Origin of the sequence: Mesorhizobium sp. M2E.F.Ca.ET.219.01.1.1, assembly GCF_004016445.2 — a bacterium.
In the GTDB taxonomy this organism is placed as follows: Bacteria; Pseudomonadota; Alphaproteobacteria; order Rhizobiales; family Rhizobiaceae; genus Mesorhizobium.
The window spans coordinates 401,769-419,511 of record NZ_SADT02000004.1 but is presented as its reverse complement, the minus strand read 5'-3'; the positions used below and the strand labels follow the sequence as shown (position 1 = coordinate 419,511).

Sequence of the window (17,743 nt, the reverse complement as noted above, 5' to 3'; positions counted from 1 at the left end):
ATCCGGGCGCGATGCGGTATCGAAAACGCCCTGTACCGTCTCCATTCCCCTGGATTGGCACGGTTCGTGCTAGATGGAGGCGCAAGCGGGGTACACAACCCGTCTTCTTGGCAGTGGAGGCCATTTTTTACATGAAAAAGATCGAAGCGATCATCAAGCCATTCAAGCTGGACGAAGTGAAGGAAGCGCTTCAGGAGGCCGGACTGCAAGGCATCACCGTCACCGAGGCCAAGGGTTTCGGCCGCCAGAAGGGGCACACCGAGCTCTATCGCGGCGCCGAATATGTCGTCGACTTCCTGCCCAAGGTGAAGATCGAGGTGGTGCTCGGTGACGAAGCCGTCGAAGGCGCCATCGAGGCCATCCGCAAGGCGGCGCAAACTGGCCGTATCGGCGATGGAAAAATCTTCGTTTCCAACATAGAGGAAGTCGTGCGCATCCGTACCGGCGAGACCGGCATCGACGCCATCTGACGTCACCATCTTTCTGCAACGTCATCATCAAAAACACGTCATCACACAGGGATACATGACATGACGACAGCCAAAGACATCATGAAGCAGATCAAGGACAACGACGTGAAATTCGTCGACCTGCGCTTCACCGATCCGCGCGGCAAGCTGCAGCATGTGACGATGGATGTCGTCGAGGTCGAGGAAGACATGTTCGCCGACGGCGTCATGTTCGACGGCTCCTCGATCGCCGGCTGGAAGGCAATCAACGAGTCCGACATGGTGCTGATGCCCGACACGGATACCGTCCACATGGATCCGTTCTTCGCGCAGTCAACCATGGTCATCCTGTGCGACATCCTCGATCCGATCTCCGGCGAGGCCTACAACCGCGACCCGCGCGGCACCGCCAAGAAGGCCGAAGCCTACATGAAGTCCGAAGGCATCGGCGACACCATCTATGTCGGCCCCGAAGCCGAGTTCTTCGTCTTCGACGACGTCAAGTACAAGGCAGACCCCTATAACACCGGCTTCCGTCTGGACTCCACCGAACTGCCGTCCAATGACGACACCGACTACGAGACCGGCAATCTCGGCCACCGTCCGCGCATCAAGGGCGGCTACTTCCCCGTGCCGCCGATCGATTCCGCGCAGGACATGCGCTCCGAAATGCTGACAGTGCTCGCCGAAATGGGCGTGCGCGTCGAAAAGCATCACCATGAGGTCGCCGCCGCCCAGCACGAGCTCGGCATCAAGTTCGACACGCTGGTGCGCAACGCCGACAAGATGCTGATCTACAAGTATGTCGTGCACCAGGTCGCCAATGCCTACGGCAAGACGGCCACCTTCATGCCCAAGCCGGTGTTTGGCGACAACGGCTCGGGCATGCATGTGCACCAGTCGATCTGGAAGGGCGGCAAGCCGACTTTTGCCGGCAACGAATATGCCGGCCTCTCGGAAACCTGCCTCTATTACATCGGCGGCATCATCAAGCACGCCAAGGCGATCAACGCCTTCACCAACCCGCTCACCAACTCCTACAAGCGTCTGGTGCCGGGCTATGAGGCGCCGGTGCTGCTCGCCTATTCGGCGCGCAACCGCTCGGCTTCCTGCCGCATTCCGTTCGGCTCCTCGCCGAAGTCGAAGCGCGTCGAGGTGCGCTTCCCCGATCCGGGCGCGAATCCCTATCTCGGCTTCGCCGCCATGCTGATGGCCGGCCTCGACGGCATCAAGAACAAGATCCATCCCGGACAGCCGATGGACAAGGATCTTTACGACCTGCCGCCGAAGGAGCTGAAGAAGATCCCGACCGTCTGCGGCTCGCTGCGCGAGGCGCTGCAGAATCTCGACAAGGATCGCGGATTCCTGAAGGCCGGCGGCGTCTTCGACGATGATCAGATCGACGCTTATATCGAGCTCAAGATGGCCGAGGTGATGCGCTTCGAAATGACCCCGCATCCGGTCGAGTACGACATGTACTACTCGGTCTGACGACCGAACTTCTCCGCATCGGCGACGAAGACGGACCCCGGCGTTTCGCCGGGGTTTTCGCGTGGGCAGTCCATTGGAGGGCTATCGCCCTCCCGCAAACGATCGGAGCCATGCAGCGTCCGGCCGGTCCGCCGCTGCAGGAAGCAGCAGTCATGCCGAAGTGGTCGCGGCGCTCCATCGCGCGGCATTTGGATGCAAAAAAGCCCCGACGTAGAACGCCGGGGCTTTCGACAATTGAAGCTCATCTGGCGCAGGCGAGGCCCGCGCCTGGATGATCAGGCGGCGGCCGAAACGGCAGCGGTTGAAACCTCCGAGATCGTCTTCAGGATCTGCGAAGCGATCTGGTAGGGGTCGCCCTGCGAGTTCGGGCGACGGTCTTCCAGATAGCCCTTGTAGTCGTTCTTGACGAAGGAGTGCGGCACGCGGATCGAGGCGCCGCGGTCGGCGACGCCGTAGGAGAACTTGTTCCACGGCGCGGTCTCGTGCTTGCCGGTCAGGCGCTTGTCGTTGTCCGGGCCATACACGGCGATGTGGTCCATCAGGTTCTTGTCGAACTGGGCCATCAGCGCCTCGAAATAGGCCTTGCCGCCGACTTCGCGCATATAGGCGGTCGAGAAGTTGGCGTGCATGCCCGAGCCGTTCCAGTCCGTGTCGCCCAGCGGCTTGCAGTGGAACTCGATGTCGATGCCGTATTTCTCGGTCAGGCGCAGCAGCAGGTAGCGGGCCATCCACATCTGGTCGGCGGCCTTCTTGGAGCCCTTGCCGAAGATCTGGAATTCCCACTGGCCCTTGGCCACTTCGGCGTTGATGCCTTCATGGTTGATGCCGGCGGCGAGGCAAAGGTCGAGATGCTCCTCGACGATCTTGCGTGCGACATCGCCGACATTCCTGTAGCCGACGCCGGTGTAGTACGGGCCCTGCGGTGCCGGATAGCCGCTCTCGGGGAAGCCCAGCGGACGGCCGTCCTTATAGAAGAAATACTCCTGCTCGAAGCCGAACCAGGCGCCCTCGTCGTCGAGGATGGTGGCGCGCTTGTTGGAGACGTGCGGCGTCACGCCATCGGGCATCATGACTTCGCACATGACCAGCACGCCGTCGGTGCGGGCCGGATCCGGATAGACGGCGACGGGCTTCAGCACGCAGTCGGAGCTGTGGCCTTCTGCCTGGTTGGTGGACGAGCCATCGAAGCCCCACAGCGGCAGCTGCTCCAGCGTCGGGAACTCGGCAAACTCCTTGATCTGGGTCTTGCCGCGCAGGCTGGGGGTCGGGACATATCCGTCGAGCCAGATATACTCGAGCTTGTATTTGGTCATTCTAGAGCCTCTCGTTGCTTGATCACCGCACGCGGTGTCGACGCATGGCCGAGCGAGCCGGCCTGCCGGTCGTTAAAATGCAAATCGTATGCCACACCCCCATGGCCGGGTGCGGCAAAATGGTCACGAGATTGTGTTGGTTTTGCTGAGCCGTCTCAGCGCTGCGATGAGATCAATCAGAGCTACGTTATGCCTAAATAATATGCAAATATTGATCTTTTGATAGGCATATTGCCTAAATGAATCGCAGAACCTACATTGCGGGAAGGTGAATCGAAAAGCCTCTTAAAAAGAAAGGAGACCGGCAATGGAGATCGTCTCCGCCCGTCCGTCGGCAAAAATCCTGATGTTCCCGCTGGCAGGACGCAAGTCTGCCTCAAATTTAGGCGCCAAGGCGAAATTCGCGGCAGAGCTTGCGACGCTTCGTGGCGAGCACGCCGACTTTGACGGCTGGTACCACGAGGCCGCTGTCGAGGAAGAAAATCAGAGCAAGAGCTGATCATCGCCCCTTAGTTTTCATGGGCGAAAAAGCCCGGCGCGATCGCTCGCGCCGGGCTTTTGTTGCAGTGGATCGATCGGTGGCTATTTGGCGTGCAGATCGGTGCCGAGCGTATCCCTGACAAAGATCATGCCGATGATCAGCGACATCGCCGCGATGATCACCGGGTACCAGAGACCGTAGTAGATATCGCCCTTATAGGCGCTGAGCGCGAACACGGTCGCGGGCAGCAGGCCGCCGAACCAGCCGTTGCCGATATGGTAAGGCAACGACATGCCGGTGTAGCGGATGCGGGTCGGGAACATCTCGACCAGGATAGCGGCGATCGGCCCATAGACCATGGTCACGAACAGCACCAGGATGAACAGGATGCCGATCGTCATCGGCCAGTTGATGGCAGCCGGGTCGGCGAACATGGCGAACGCGCCGCCGCCCGGTATGGTGTAGACCGTGACTTCCGTCGCGCCGGCCGCCTCATCCTTGGTCAGGATCTTGTCGGCGATCGCCTGCTCGGTCGGGACCGTCGCCTTCTCGCCGCCGCGAATGGCCGCAGCGTCGAGCTTCAGTTCCGGATTGGCCGCGATGAAGGCGTCGAGCTTCTGGTCCGCCACCTTGGCCGCCGCGCGCTTCAGCGGATAGCCGCCGTCTTTCAGCGCCATGTTCACCGCCTTCTGGAAGACCCCCTCCTTGGCCTTGGCCTGATCGCCGGCGGCAACGGCGTCATAAGACTCCACCGTCTCGTTGCCGATCTTGACCGTGGCCGCAGTTCCAGGCGCGGCCGTCGTGACAACGTCGTATGGCACCGAGTTCTTGGTCAGGAACGAGGTCGCGATATCGCAGGATGTCGTGAACTTCGCCGTGCCGACCGGGTTGAACTGGAACCTGCAGTCGCCGGGCGCTGCCGTCACCGTCGCGCGGGTGTTCTGCTGGGCGGTGGCCAGAGCCGGGTTGGCGGCAGAAGTCAACGCCTTGAACAGCGGGAAGGTGCAGACGATGCCCAAAGCCAGTCCGGCCATGATGATCGGCTTGCGGCCGATCTTGTCGGACAGCCAGCCGAACACGACGAAGAAGATAGAGCCGATCGCAAGTGCGATGGCGATCATGATGTTGACCGACTGCGCGTCGACCTTCAGCACGTTGGTGAGGAAGAACAGGGCGTAGAACTGGCCGTTGTACCAGATCACGGCCTGGCCGGCGGTAAGGCCGAGCAGCGCCAGAAGGGCGATCTTGGCGTTTTTCCACTGGCCGAAAGCCTCCGTCAGCGGCGCCTTGGAGCCCTTGCCCTCGTCCTTCATACGCTGGAAGGTCGGCGATTCCGACAGCGAAAGCCGAATCCAGACCGAAACGGCCAGCAGCAGGAAGGAAACGATGAAGGGAATGCGCCAGCCCCAGCTTGTATAGGTTTCCTTGCTGAGCGAGGCCTGCACGATCAGGATGACGATGAGCGACAGGAACAGGCCGAGCGTCGCCGTGGTCTGGATCCATGACGTGTAGTAGCCACGGCGATCGTCGGGCGCATGCTCGGCGACATAGGTCGCGGCGCCGCCATATTCGCCGCCGAGCGCCAGGCCCTGCAGCATGCGCAGCCCGATCAGGATCACCGGAGCCGCGATGCCCCAACTGGCATAGCCGGGCAGCAGGCCGACCAGGAAGGTCGACAGGCCCATGATCGTCATGGTGACGAGGAAGGTGTATTTGCGGCCGACGAGGTCGCCGATGCGGCCGAACACCAGCGCGCCGAACGGGCGCACCAGGAAGCCGGCGGCAAAGGCCAGCAGCGCGAAGATGTTGCGCGTCGCCTCCGGGATCGCCGGACTGAAGAAGGTCGAGCCGATGAAGGCTGCCAGCGAGCCGTAAAGATAGAAATCATACCATTCGAAAACGGTGCCGAGCGATGAGGCGAAGATGACTTTCTTCTCCTCCCGCGTCATGCCGCGGCTGGTTCCGCCGGCGGCCGATGCCATTGCCATTTGAATATCCTCCCGTGAGATCCCGTCTGTCCTTTATTGGCTGCGCGCCACCGTTCGCGTTCCTCCGAAAGCGGACTCAAGACACAGCCAACGAAGCAAAAAATGACAGAAATGACGGCTGAAAGGCACCGCGACGATGGGATTATGACTTTGGTATTAGGTGCGCTGCGGGAGCGGCGCAGTGCTCAGCCCTGCAGTGCCTCGAGCAGGCTGACCGCCGCCATCATGTCGCGCTTGCGGGCCGAGCGGCGCGAGACAGCCTCCGCGTCCTGGCCCCAGTGCTCGATCTGCCAGTCCTCGTCGACGTGGGCCGCAAGCCAAGCTTCCTCGGCGTCGAGCTCGCCGAAATCGACGGCCAGCGCCAGCAGCGCCGAGCCGGTCAGCGCCGTCATGACATGGATCGCGGCCAGCCGCATCGGCTCGGCACGCTCGCCGAGATACGCGCCGAGGATGGCGATCGCTTCGCGCGGCTGCTCGACATGGATGATGCCTTCGGCAAGGTTGAAGCGCGCGCCGAGGCTGCCGCGTGCCCAGTCCAGCACCGGATCCCACAGCTTGTTCTGACGATCGACCAGACCTTGCGGACCGTCGGCGCGGTAGCAAAGCAGATCGGACGAGGCGAAGCGCAATACATCTTCCAGCACCGCCTGCGGGTCGGAGGCGACGCCGTCGATGGCGGTGTTGACGAGGCGCATGACCGGCATCGTCACGGGGTCGATGATCTCACCCTGCGCGCCGAACTCGCCAGCAACCAGCGCGGCGGCCTTTTCGGTCGGCAGCACCATCACGGCCTTGCCCGGCGTGCGCACCGGCCTGCCGTCGAGATGCACGGCAAAGCCGTTTTCCACCGGGACAACCGAAACCGCCTTGTAGAAACGTTTCGGCAGCGGCGTCTTCATCTGGATCTGGGCGCGGCGCACGGGATCGGGGTCGGAAAGCAGTTTTCCGGCTTCGAGGTCTTCGAGGATGTCGCGCATGTCGAACTCCCTAAACTGTTGGCTGCCTGCGCGCCGGCCGGTTGACGATGATGAGGCCCGCGGCGATCAGGGCCAGAGCCAGGAATATCCTGGTCGTCGGCGCTTCACCAAGGACCACCGCGCCGCACAAGACGCCGAACACCGGCGACAGGAAGGCGAAGCTCGACAGGCCGGACGCGGGGTAGCGCCGAAGCAACCAGAACCACAATACATAGGTGAACGCGACGATATAGAAAGACTGGAAGAGCAGCGCCAGCGTCGGCAAGGCGGCCACCGCGCGGATGGGCGGACCGGCCAAGGGCATCACCATGACACCGACGACGGCGGCGCCGGCCAGTTGGTAGAGCAGCAGTTTCTCGGCGCTGGTCGCGACCAGTTTCGAGCGCTTGATGACGATGCTGGTCGCTGCCCACAGGACTCCGGAACCCAGGCTGAGCAGATCGCCCAGAAGGGTCGTGTCGGTGCCTGCGACAATGCCGTCCGAGAACACGGCCACCAGGCCGCAGAAGGCCAGAACAAGCCCGCCAAGCTTGCGCGCGTTGATGTGCTCGCCGAGCAGGAAATGACCGCCGATCAGCACCCAGAACGGCATGGTGTTGACCAGCAGCGTGTTGCGGGCGACGGTGGTGTGTTCGAGGCCGATATAGAGGCACAGGAACTCGACGCCGAAAAGCATGCCGACGACAATGCCGGCGGCCAGCGTTCCATCCTCTTCGAACAGCTTGACGCCGCGCAGCCGGCACCAGCCAAGCACGCAGAGCCCACCGAGGAGCGAACGGGCGATCGAGACGAAGACGGGGTCGTAGCCTGCGTAGGAGATCTTGGCGGCGACGTAGTTCAGCCCCCACGAGAAGGTCAGCCCGACCATGATGGCCGCTGCCGCCACGTCGACCGCGTCACGGCGATCCAGTGCGGGCGCAACGCTCAATCTCAGTCCTCCGCGCTCTGTTCGTCGAAGCCGAGCAGGTTCCAGCTCTGGCGCATATGCGGCGGCATCGGCGCCGTCACGTCGATGACGCCCTGGTCCGGATGCGGGATGACGATGCGGCGTGCATGGAGGTGCAGACGGTTCTGGATGCCGCCCGGAAACTCCCAATTGGTATCGGCCTCGAAATATTTCGGGTCGCCGATGATCGGGCAGCCGATATGGGCGGCGTGGACGCGCAGCTGATGCGTGCGGCCGGTATAGGGCTCCATCTCCAGCCAGGACAGCGACTGCGCCGCCTGCTCGACCACACGATAATAGGAAACGGCATGGTCGGCGCCCTTCTCGCCATGCTTGGCGATGCGCACGCGGTCGCCGTCCGGCGTCGCCTCCTTGACCAGCCAGGTCGAGATCTTGTCCTCGCGCTTCGGCGGAACGCCCTTGACCAGCGCCCAGTAGGTTTTCTTCGTCTCGCGCGCCCGGAACGCTTCCGAGAGCTTCATCGCGGCAAGACGCGTGCGGGCAACCACCAGCACGCCCGACGTGTCGCGGTCGAGGCGGTGGACAAGCCGGGGCTTCTCGCCCTTCTGGTTGCGCCAGGCCTCCAGCATGTCGTCGACATTGCGGGTGACGCCCGAGCCGCCCTGCACCGCCAGGCCGGCCGGCTTGTTGAAGACGAAGACCTTCGGGTCCTCGTGCAGGAGCATCTTGGCGAGCACGTCGGCATCGCCCTGGTTACGGATCGAGTGGCCGGTGAGCGAGGCCTCGCCCTTCTTGTCGACGTCGAGTGGCGGAACCCGGACGGACTGGCCGGGCTCGACGCGCGTGTCGGCCTTCACCCGTCCGCCGTCGACGCGAACCTGGCCCGAACGCAACAGCTTTTGCAGGTGGCCAAAGCCGAGGCCCGGGTAATGGACCTTGAACCAGCGGTCGAGCCGCATGCCCGCCTCGCCGGCTTCCACCGTGATCTGTTCAACACCTGCCATGACTTCGCTTTTCCAATTCGAAAGCGGCGCCATAGCACTAAGGCGAAGCGGTTGCGAGCCAAAGACCCAACAAAGCCCGACGATTACCCCAATCGAGGCGCTGACGGCGGGCTGGTTCCGTTCACTCAGTCGGTGGAAGATGGCGGCGACACCGCGCAAACCGTCGAGCGCGTCAGGAACCGCTTCTCGCGGCCATTGTCGAGCGAGAACATGCCGCCCCTGCCCGGCACGACATCGATGATGAGATCGGTGTGCTTCCAAACTTCATATTGCGAGGCGCTGATAAAGACCGGCGTGTCACCGATCTCGCCCAGCTTGACGTCGCTGTCGCCGACGATGAAATCGCCGCGCGGGTAGCACATCGGCGAAGAACCGTCGCAACAGCCGCCGGATTGGTGGAACAGAACCGGGCCGTGATCGGCTATGATCTCGGCAAGAAGCGCCTCGGCCTCCGGCGTGGCCGAGACTTTGTCCAAGGACATCTTGTCCATCATTCCTCCTTCAAGAGCGGGAGGGCACGACAGGCGCGCCCTCCCCTCCCTACGGCCCGGGAGGATCAGAAGAAGCCGAGCTTCTTCGGGCTGTAGCTGACCAGCATGTTCTTGGTCTGCTGATAGTGGTCGAGCATCATCTTGTGCGTCTCGCGGCCGATGCCGGACTGCTTGTAACCGCCGAAGGCGGCATGCGCCGGATACGCGTGATAGCAGTTGGTCCAGACGCGGCCCGCCTGGATGGCGCGGCCGAAGCGGTAGCAGCGGTTCGCGTCGCGGCTCCAGATACCGGCGCCGAGGCCGTACAGCGTGTCATTGGCGATCGACAGCGCCTCGTCATCATCCTTGAAGGTCGTCACCGACACCACCGGCCCGAAGATCTCTTCCTGGAAGATGCGCATCTTGTTGTGACCCTTGAAGACGGTCGGCTTCACGTAGTAGCCGCCGGCAAGATCGCCCGGCAGATGGTTCTGCTCGCCGCCGGTCAGCACCTGGGCTCCTTCCTGGCGACCGATTTCGAAGTAGGAGAGGATCTTCGCCAGCTGCTCGCTCGACGCCTGCGCGCCGATCATGGTCGCTGGATCGAGCGGATCGCCCTGCACGATCGCCTCGACGCGCTTCAGCGCGCGCTCCATGAACTTGTCGTAGATCTTCTCATGCACCAGCGCGCGGCTCGGGCACGTGCAGACCTCGCCCTGGTTGAGCGCGAACATGACGAAGCCCTCGATCGCCTTGTCGAAGAAGTCGTCGTCCTCGGCAACGACGTCTTGGAAGAAGATGTTGGGCGACTTGCCGCCGAGCTCCAGCGTCACGGGGATGAGATTCTGCGAGGCATACTGCATGATCAGGCGGCCGGTCGTCGTCTCGCCGGTGAAGGCGATCTTGGCGATGCGGTTCGACGATGCCAGCGGCTTGCCGGCCTCGAGGCCGAAGCCGTTGACGATGTTGAGCACGCCCTCCGGCAAAAGGTCGCCGATAAGGTCGGCCCACAGCATGATGGTGGCGGGCGTCTGCTCGGCCGGCTTCAGCACCACGCAATTGCCGGCGGCGAGCGCGGGCGCCAGCTTCCAGCAGGCCATCAGCAACGGGAAGTTCCAAGGAATGATCTGGCCGACGACACCCAGCGGCTCGTGGAAATGATAGGCGACCGTGTCGTGGTCGATCTCGGAAAGGCTGCCCTCCTGGCTGCGAAGGACGCCGGCGAAATAGCGGAAGTGGTCGATGGCCAGAGGCAGGTCCGCCGCCGTCGTCTCGCGGATCGGCTTGCCGTTGTCCCAGGTCTCGGCGAGCGCCAGCAGGTCGAGATTGTCTTCCATGCGGTCGGCAATGCGATTGAGGATCAAGGCGCGGGCCGCCGGGCTGGTCTTGCCCCAGGCGTCCTTCGCCTTATGCGCGGCGTCGAGTGCGGCTTCGACGTCCTGCGCGTCGGACCTTGCGATTTCGCAAAGCGGCCGGCCGGTCACCGGCGAGATGTTGTCGAAGTATTTTCCGGCATGCGGAGCGACCCAGCGGCCGCCGATGAAGTTGTCATAGCGCTTGGCGAAGGGGACCTTGGCCGTGCGTGAGAACTCAACCTTGTTCATTGTCTGCCTCCCAGCAAAACGGCGTCACGGAATGTGGCGCGTCGCTGGAAACACTTGCCGATGCTCTTTAGCGTGTCATCCCCGGGAGAACGGATCGTGGCCGCCGAGTGTCGCAGAACTGCGACAGGTCACGTCGAGAAATCAATGCGGGCGGCGGATTTCGAAACGGGCAAGCTTGCGATGCAGCGTCGCGCGCGAAATGCCGAGGTTTTGGGCGGCCGCCGAGACATTGCCGCCGGCCCGCGCCATTGCCCGTTGCAGCGCGCCGCGCTCGGCGTTGTCGAGGTCTTCCTTTACCTTCGCATGGTCGCCGAGGATGTCGGCAGCCAGCAAACCCCGGGCCAGGGCTTCGCCCGTTATGCCAAGCGCGAGGCGCGCAGACCGCGTCGCGCCGATCACCAGATCATCCTGATCGACGGCGATCAGTGCGCCGGCGCTGCGCTCGGCAACCGGTGCAAGCAGGATGCGGGCATTGGAATAGACCATACGGAAATTCTCGGCCTCGATACGGCGCGCGGCGTCGCCCACCGCGACCGAGATAAGCTGGACGAAGCCTTCCGTCAGGTCAGAACGGCAGGACGATACGTCGAGCGCGGCTGCCAGGTTGCCTTCATGGTCGAAGACCGGCGCCGTGGTGCAGCTCATGAGCGTGTTGCGCGAGAAGAAATGCTGGTCGCGATGGATGGTCAGCGCCCGCTGCTCGGCAAGGCAGGTGCCGATGCCGTTGGTGCCTTCACTGTCTTCGCTCCAGACCGTGCCGGTCCACAGGCCCCATTCGTCGAAGGTCTCGTCGTCGGCGACCGCGCCCCGGCGCTCGACCGGGATGCCCTCGCGATCGGCCAGCATCACGCAGCAACCCACACCGCCGACTGCCTGATAGAGCCGGTTGAGGCTCGTCTCGGCGGCGCGGATCATTCGCTCCATGCGCTGCCGGGCTTCTCTCAACTCACCTTCGGTCAGCCGCTTGGGCGCCTTGCGCTCGGCCGGATCGAGATGGTGCAGTTGCAGCGAGCGCCGCCATGAGGCCACCAATGCCGAATGGGCCGCGTCGCTCTTTGCGATCGAAGCCTGGACCAAATCCGCATGCACGGCGGTTTGCCGTCCGATCAACCCTGTCCTCCCGGTGAGCGGAACCTCCTTCCGCTCGGTCGCCATGCCCGCAAGAACATAGCCGACAATCCAAAGCGGTTCGGCCTTGGATACAATTGCCGACCGCACACGTATTTGATTTCAAGCAAATCCACGCAGAAAATCGCTACGCGTCGCCTGGAATTGCTCAGGAGTTCTAAAGGCCGCGGCGCGTCAGCGCCATAGGACGTTGGTTTAACGGGCGGGAACCCCGGAGTTTTGCCGCGATCAGTTGGCGGTGGCCTTCGGCTTGGACGAGCCGATCATCTTCCAGTTCTTGTAGAAGACGGAATTGATGCGCTCCACGCTGACCGAGACGACTGAGAGAAGGCGCGCGATCAGTTTTGGGAACGGGGACGGGCGGATGATGTCGACGAAGACGCAGTAGCGGCGGCCGTCATATTCGTTGACCGAGCGGTGGAACAGCGTGTCGTCGAAGATGAATAAGGGATTGTCGTACCAGTAGTTCTTCTTGCTGCCGCACTGGACGAAGATCTCCGCCTGCACCGGGATCAGATTGTAGAGGATGCGCAGGCTGAGCCGCAGCGGACCGAAATGCCAGGACGTGGATTCGCGCTTGCTGAAAACGGATACGGCGATCGTCTTGATGTATTTGTAGTCCTTGTTGAATTCGGGAACGTTGTCGATCTTGTGCTTGCCGTACCACTGGTAGACGTACATGCCGCGCCGGCCGGCGCCGAAATTGGCGTCGATGTCGGCGATGATCTCGTCCTTGCGGGCCTTGAAGACGCCCAGGACCTCGTTGATCTCGCGCTGATAGTCCTCAGGGAACTGCTCGGGCTTCCAGACGCCGGGGTTGCGGTAGCAGAGAAGGTCGACAATCAGGTTGAACGGCGACAGCAGCCAGGTGAACAGGCCATTGCCGAGAAAGTAGCGGTCGAAAAGCTTCCAGTCCTTCTGATCGTTGCGCATGACGTCGATCAGGCCGCAGACGACCCAGATCGCGGTCAGGATCGGGATGAAGTAGAAGGCGAGCGCGAGAACCGCGACCGCGATGGCGACCTTGCGGAGCGACTTGACGGTTTTCTTTTTCATTGCCTTTCGCGCGGGAGGCGCGATCCTGTTCCATGGACAAAATCACGGCAACCCCCGTCAGCCGTGCGCCTTGATAAGGTTTTTTGCTTCCCGGCACAATGCCGTCGCGCGGACCCGTCAGCCGGCCAACATAAATATTTGGAGTCACAACTCCAACGCTCAGCCGACAGGTTCCGAGCGCGCCGACCGCAGGGCCGCGCAAATCAGCCGTTCCGTTCGCTGCGCAGCTTCGCCCAGTATTCCAGGCGCTTGCGGATGTCGCGCTCGAACCCGCGTTCCGGCGGGTCGTAGAAAGTATGCCGGCCCATCTTCTCCGGAAAATAGTCCTGGCCTGAAAACGCGTCCGGCTCGTCGTGGTCGTAACGATACCCGGCGCCGTAATCCTCCTGCTTCATCAGCTTGGTCGGCGCATTGAGGATGTGCTTGGGCGGCAGCAGCGAGCCGAACTCCTTGGCCGCCGCGGTCGCAGCCTTGAAGGCGGTGTAGACAGCGTTCGATTTCGGCGCGGTGGCGAGATAGACGGTGGCTTGAGCGAAGGCGAGCTCGCCCTCGGGCGAACCAAGATAGTCATAGGCGTCCTTGGCCGCGTTGGCGACGACAAGCGCCTGCGGATCGGCGAGCCCGATATCCTCCACCGCCATGCGCACCAGCCGGCGGCCGAGATAGAGCGGATCCTCGCCGGCGTCGAACATGCGGGCAAGATAGTAGAGCGCCGCGTCCGGATCGGAGCCGCGCACCGATTTATGCAGCGCCGAGATCAGATTGTAATGGCCGTCCTGGCCCTTGTCGTAGATCGGCGCGCGGCGCTGGATGACGCGCTGCAGGCCTTCCGGACCGAAGACCTCGCCTTTCTTGGCGGCGCGCCAGACTTCCTCGGCCAGCGTCAGCGAGGCGCGGCCGTCGCCGTCCGCCATGCGGATCAGCATCGCGCGCGCCTCATCGTCGAGCGGCAGTGCCCTGCCCTCGGTTTCTTCCGCCCGCACCAGTAGCTTGGCGATGCTTTCCTCGCCCAGCGAACGGAACACCAGCACGCGCGCTCGCGACAGAAGCGCCGCGTTGAGCTCGAAGGACGGGTTCTCCGTGGTGGCGCCGACCAGCACCACGGTGCCGTCTTCCATCACCGGAAGAAATCCGTCCTGCTGGGCGCGGTTGAAACGATGGATCTCGTCGACGAAGAGCAGCGTCTGGCGGCCGTTGGCGCGCCTGAGCTTCGCCGCCTCGAAGGCCTTCTTGAGGTCGGCGACGCCGGAAAACACCGCCGAGATCTGCTCGAAGGCAAGGTTGGTCTCGCCGGCCAGCAGCCGCGCCACCGTCGTCTTGCCGGTGCCGGGCGGACCCCAGAAGATCATCGAGCCGAGCGAGCCGGAATCGATCAGCCGGGTCAGCGCGCCGTCCGGACCGGTCAGGTGCTCCTGGCCGACGACCTCGCCGAGGTTTTTGGGGCGCAGCCGATCGGCCAGCGGCCGCCCGGGCGGCGCTCTCTCCGGCTCATCGGAACTGAACAGATCGGCCATGCAAATCTTTTGGTTGAAACGCGATCCAGCTCATTTGAGAACATGATCCTGTCCGAACACCGGTTCCCGTTTTCTGCCAAGCGGGCCTTCGGTTCGGGATCATGCTCTAAATGGGCAGACCGCCTCAATAACGCAACACCTGGCGCAGTATCTGCCCGCCGCGCTCGACGGTAAAGCGCCACCAGCGCGTGTCCTGTTGGGCAATCTGCGCCAGCGTTGCCGCGGTGTCGATGCTGGTTCCGTTCACCTCGCGCACGATATCGCCGGGTTGGAAGCCGAAATCGGCGGCCGGCGAATCGCGGCTGATATCGATGACGGTGACGCCCTTGAGATCGGTGCGAAGGCCAAGCCGCTGGGCAAGCCTGGGCGACAGTTCAGCGACCTTGGCGCCGGCGAAGGGACTGCGGCCGCGCAAGGTCACCTCGCTGGGCTTGGCGCCTTCCGGCGCGCGCTCCAGCGGGATTTCCAGCGTCGCCTGCTGGCCCTTGCTCAGCACGCCGAAGGTCGCCTTGGTGCCGATCGAGAGCGTCGCCATGCGATAGTCGAGCGCCTCGATGCTTTCGACCGGCGTGTTGTTGAGCGACAGGATGACGTCGCCGGGCTTCAGGCCGGCCTTGCCGGCGGGGCCGGAACCTTCGACCGATGAGACCAATGCGCCGGTCGGCTTTTCCATCCCGAGCGATTCGGCGATCTGCGGCGTCACCAGTTCGAACTCGGCGCCGATATAGGGCCGCTCGAAGAAGTCGAGCCCGGCCTTGGCCGCGTCGGCGAAGGCGCGCACCATGTTCGAGGGAATGGCGAAGCCGATGCCGATCGAGCCGCCGCTGCGGCTGTAGATCGCCGTGTTGATGCCGACCAGCTGGCCGCCCATGTTGATCAGCGCGCCGCCGGAATTGCCGGGGTTGATGGCGGCGTCGGTCTGGATGAAGTAGCCCGAATCCGAAACCCCGATATGGCTGCGGGCGAGCGCCGAGACAATGCCGCTGGTGGTGGTCTGGCCGACACCGAACGGATTGCCGATGGCCAGCACTAGGTCGCCGACCTCCAGCGCGTCGGAATCGCCGATGGCGATCACCGGGAACGGCTTGTCGGCCGAAATCTTGAGCACGGCGAGATCGAGCGTCTCGTCCTTGAGCATGACCTTGGAGGTGAACTCGCGCCCGTCCGCTGTCGCGACCTTCACCTCATCGGCGTCCTTGATGACGTGGAAGTTGGTCACGATGACGCCGCTCGGATCGACCAGCACGCCCGAGCCCAGCGAAGACTGCGCGCGCGGCTGGGCGCGGCCGAAGAACTCCTCGAAGAAGGGATCGCCCTCGAAAGGTGACGTCACCTTGGCGGTCTGCGAGGCGTAGACATTGACGACGGCAGGCGCCGTCTGCTTGACCAGCGGCGCGAAGGATAGCTGCACCTCCTCGCGGCCGAACGGCACGCGCTTGTCGGGTCCGGACGTGCCGTTCTCGCCTTCGACGCCATGCAGCAGGTCGGTCAGCACGTCGGAGAGGCCCGGGTCTGCCGGCTTGGCGGCGTCCTCGGCAAAAGCCTGTCTTGCGGCCGGTGCCACGGCGAAGACGGCCAGCGCGGCAACAAGAAACAGTCGTTTGAGGTGCATTTTCGAATCCCTCCAGATCGGGTGCCATTGTCCCGACGATTGTGCAGAATGAAAGGCTAATGCACACAAATGCGACACTTGTCGCGCAAAAGCTTGAGCCTGGACGTGAAATATCCGCTCACTCGACTCAACCTGCTCCAAATGCAAAAAGGGGCCCGAAGGCCCCTTGAAGTCATTGAGGAAAACCCGGTCCTCAGGCGGCCGCGGCTTCCTCATTGGTGCCTTCCGCCTCGAGGCGGGCGCGGTCGGCGGCGCCCTTGGCCGAGGTGTCGCGGTCAACGAATTCGATGACCGCCATGGCGGCGTTGTCGCCTTTGCGGAAGCCCGCCTTCATGATGCGCAGATAGCCGCCGTTGCGGGTTGCGTAGCGCGGAGCGAGGGTCTCGAACAGGCGCTTGACGACGCCTTCATTGCCGATCTGGGCGATGACCTGACGACGGGCGTGCAGGTCGCCGCGCTTGCCGAGCGTGACGAGCTTCTCGACGATCGGACGCAGGTCCTTCGCCTTCGGCAGGGTGGTGACGATCTGCTCGTGCTCGATCAGAGACACGGCGAGGTTGGCGAACATCGACTTGCGATGGCTGATGCTGCGGGCGAAACGACGGCCTTTGAAACCGTGGCGCATGGCTCTTTTCCTTCTTCAGTTGTTCAAGAGGCCACGGCCTCTGATGGTTTTCTGCATGACCGTCGGATCGAGCGGCTCGCGCCGCCGATCCTTGGAATTCATGCTCAATATTGGTCTTCGTAACGCTTTGCGAGGTCTTCGATGTTTTCCGGCGGCCAGTCCGGCACTTCCATGCCGAGATGGAGACCCATGGCCGCCAGCACTTCCTTGATCTCGTTCAGCGACTTGCGGCCGAAGTTCGGGGTGCGCAGCATCTCGGCTTCGGTTTTCTGGATCAGGTCGCCGATATAGACGATGTTGTCGTTCTTCAGGCAGTTGGCCGAACGCACCGAAAGTTCGAGCTCGTCGACCTTCTTGAGCAGCGCCGGGTTGAAGGCGAGCTCGGTGACGGCCTCGGTCGCAACTTCCTTCTGCGGCTCGTCGAAGTTGACGAACAGCGCGAGCTGGTCCTGCAGGATGCGGGCGGCGAAAGCGACCGCGTCCTCGCCCGAGATCGAGCCGTTGGTCTCGATGGTCATGGTCAGCTTGTCATAGTCGAGCACCTGGCCCTCGCGGGTGTTCTCGACCTTGTAGGAGACCTTCTTGACCGGCGAGTAGAGCGAGTCGACCGGGATCAGGCCGATCGGCGCGTCCTCGGCGCGGTTGCGCTCTGCCGGCACATAGCCCTTGCCGGTGTCGACGGTGAACTCCATGCGGATCTCGGCGCCCTCGTCCAGCGTGCAGATGACGTGGTCGGGGTTGAGGATCTCGACGTCACCGACGGTCTGGATGTCGCCGGCAAGCACGGCGCCCGGGCCCTGCTTGCGCACGACCATGCGCTTGGGGCCATCGCCTTCCATGCGGATGGCGATTTCCTTGATGTTGAGCACGATGTCGGTCACGTCCTCGCGCACGCCGGCGATGGACGAGAATTCATGCAGCACGCCGTCGATCTGCACGGCGGTGACGGCCGCGCCGCGCAGCGAAGACAGAAGCACGCGCCGCAGCGCGTTGCCCAGCGTCAGGCCAAAGCCGCGTTCGAGCGGCTCGGCCACCAGCGTGGTCAGCGTCTTCTTCTTCGACGAGAACTCGATCTTGTTCGGCTTGATCAGTTCCTGCCAGTTTTTCTGGATCATAAATGTCTT

At 63.2% G+C, this 17,743-nt stretch carries 16 protein-coding genes; 3 read left to right on the top strand and 13 right to left on the bottom strand.

The genetic code is table 11. The features are described from left to right. Nucleotides 1-131 precede the first annotated feature (131 nt). Both EN862_RS22120 and glnA read left to right on the top strand, forming a co-directional pair. On the top strand, nucleotides 132-470 hold the full coding sequence (locus EN862_RS22120) for a P-II family nitrogen regulator (RefSeq protein WP_018428041.1): 339 nt from the start codon (nucleotides 132-134) through the stop codon (nucleotides 468-470). Nucleotides 471-530: 60 nt separating this feature from the next. After that, nucleotides 531-1,940, top strand: a complete 1,410-nt coding sequence (glnA, locus tag EN862_RS22115) for a type I glutamate--ammonia ligase (RefSeq protein WP_042642240.1) — start codon at nucleotides 531-533, stop codon at nucleotides 1,938-1,940. A gap of 275 nt (nucleotides 1,941-2,215) precedes the next feature. Here the strand turns inward: glnA and EN862_RS22110 are convergent, their stop codons facing one another. Further along, nucleotides 2,216-3,253 (bottom strand): glutamine synthetase beta-grasp domain-containing protein, encoded by a 1,038-nt coding sequence (locus EN862_RS22110; RefSeq protein WP_127867977.1) that lies wholly within the window; start codon nucleotides 3,251-3,253, stop codon nucleotides 2,216-2,218. A gap of 307 nt (nucleotides 3,254-3,560) precedes the next feature. Between EN862_RS22110 and EN862_RS22105 the strand changes: the two genes are divergently transcribed. Continuing rightward, complete coding sequence (locus tag EN862_RS22105) at nucleotides 3,561-3,752, top strand: DUF2735 domain-containing protein (RefSeq protein WP_127867976.1); 192 nt, start codon at nucleotides 3,561-3,563, stop codon at nucleotides 3,750-3,752. A gap of 83 nt (nucleotides 3,753-3,835) precedes the next feature. On the opposite strand, the gene EN862_RS22100 is transcribed toward EN862_RS22105, so the two are convergent. The 12 genes from EN862_RS22100 to EN862_RS22045 all read right to left on the bottom strand — a co-directional run bounded on the left by EN862_RS22100 (nucleotide 3,836) and on the right by EN862_RS22045 (nucleotide 17,734). After that, nucleotides 3,836-5,722, bottom strand: a complete 1,887-nt coding sequence (locus EN862_RS22100) for an MFS transporter (RefSeq protein ID WP_127867975.1) — start codon at nucleotides 5,720-5,722, stop codon at nucleotides 3,836-3,838. 185 nt (nucleotides 5,723-5,907) lie between these two features. Further along, entirely contained in the window at nucleotides 5,908-6,699 is a 792-nt protein-coding gene (locus tag EN862_RS22095; RefSeq protein WP_127867974.1) for an ATP12 family chaperone protein, read from the bottom strand. Nucleotides 6,700-6,709: 10 nt separating this feature from the next. Further along, on the bottom strand, nucleotides 6,710-7,627 hold the full coding sequence (locus EN862_RS22090; protein ID WP_245519666.1) for a DMT family transporter: 918 nt from the start codon (nucleotides 7,625-7,627) through the stop codon (nucleotides 6,710-6,712). 2 nt (nucleotides 7,628-7,629) lie between these two features. Further along, entirely contained in the window at nucleotides 7,630-8,610 is a 981-nt protein-coding gene (locus tag EN862_RS22085; protein ID WP_127867973.1) for an RluA family pseudouridine synthase, read from the bottom strand. A 125-nt stretch (nucleotides 8,611-8,735) separates the two neighbouring features. Further along, on the bottom strand, nucleotides 8,736-9,092 hold the full coding sequence (locus tag EN862_RS22080) for a DUF779 domain-containing protein (protein ID WP_127867972.1): 357 nt from the start codon (nucleotides 9,090-9,092) through the stop codon (nucleotides 8,736-8,738). A 74-nt stretch (nucleotides 9,093-9,166) separates the two neighbouring features. After that, entirely contained in the window at nucleotides 9,167-10,684 is a 1,518-nt protein-coding gene (gene adh, locus EN862_RS22075; protein WP_127867971.1) for an aldehyde dehydrogenase, read from the bottom strand. A gap of 141 nt (nucleotides 10,685-10,825) precedes the next feature. Then, entirely contained in the window at nucleotides 10,826-11,794 is a 969-nt protein-coding gene (locus EN862_RS22070; RefSeq protein ID WP_245519665.1) for a GAF domain-containing protein, read from the bottom strand. 246 nt (nucleotides 11,795-12,040) lie between these two features. Beyond that, entirely contained in the window at nucleotides 12,041-12,868 is an 828-nt protein-coding gene (locus tag EN862_RS22065; RefSeq protein WP_127867969.1) for an aspartyl/asparaginyl beta-hydroxylase domain-containing protein, read from the bottom strand. A 203-nt stretch (nucleotides 12,869-13,071) separates the two neighbouring features. Further along, nucleotides 13,072-14,382, bottom strand: a complete 1,311-nt coding sequence (locus EN862_RS22060) for a replication-associated recombination protein A (RefSeq protein WP_127867968.1) — start codon at nucleotides 14,380-14,382, stop codon at nucleotides 13,072-13,074. A gap of 124 nt (nucleotides 14,383-14,506) precedes the next feature. Further along, on the bottom strand, nucleotides 14,507-15,994 hold the full coding sequence (locus EN862_RS22055) for a DegQ family serine endoprotease (protein WP_127867967.1): 1,488 nt from the start codon (nucleotides 15,992-15,994) through the stop codon (nucleotides 14,507-14,509). Nucleotides 15,995-16,187: 193 nt separating this feature from the next. Next, entirely contained in the window at nucleotides 16,188-16,619 is a 432-nt protein-coding gene (rplQ, locus tag EN862_RS22050; protein WP_127867966.1) for a 50S ribosomal protein L17, read from the bottom strand. Between the two features lie 104 nt (nucleotides 16,620-16,723). After that, the gene (locus tag EN862_RS22045; RefSeq protein ID WP_040994640.1) at nucleotides 16,724-17,734 is read right to left on the bottom strand and encodes a DNA-directed RNA polymerase subunit alpha; all 1,011 of its coding nucleotides are present in this window, start codon (nucleotides 17,732-17,734) and stop codon (nucleotides 16,724-16,726) included. Nucleotides 17,735-17,743 lie beyond the last annotated feature (9 nt).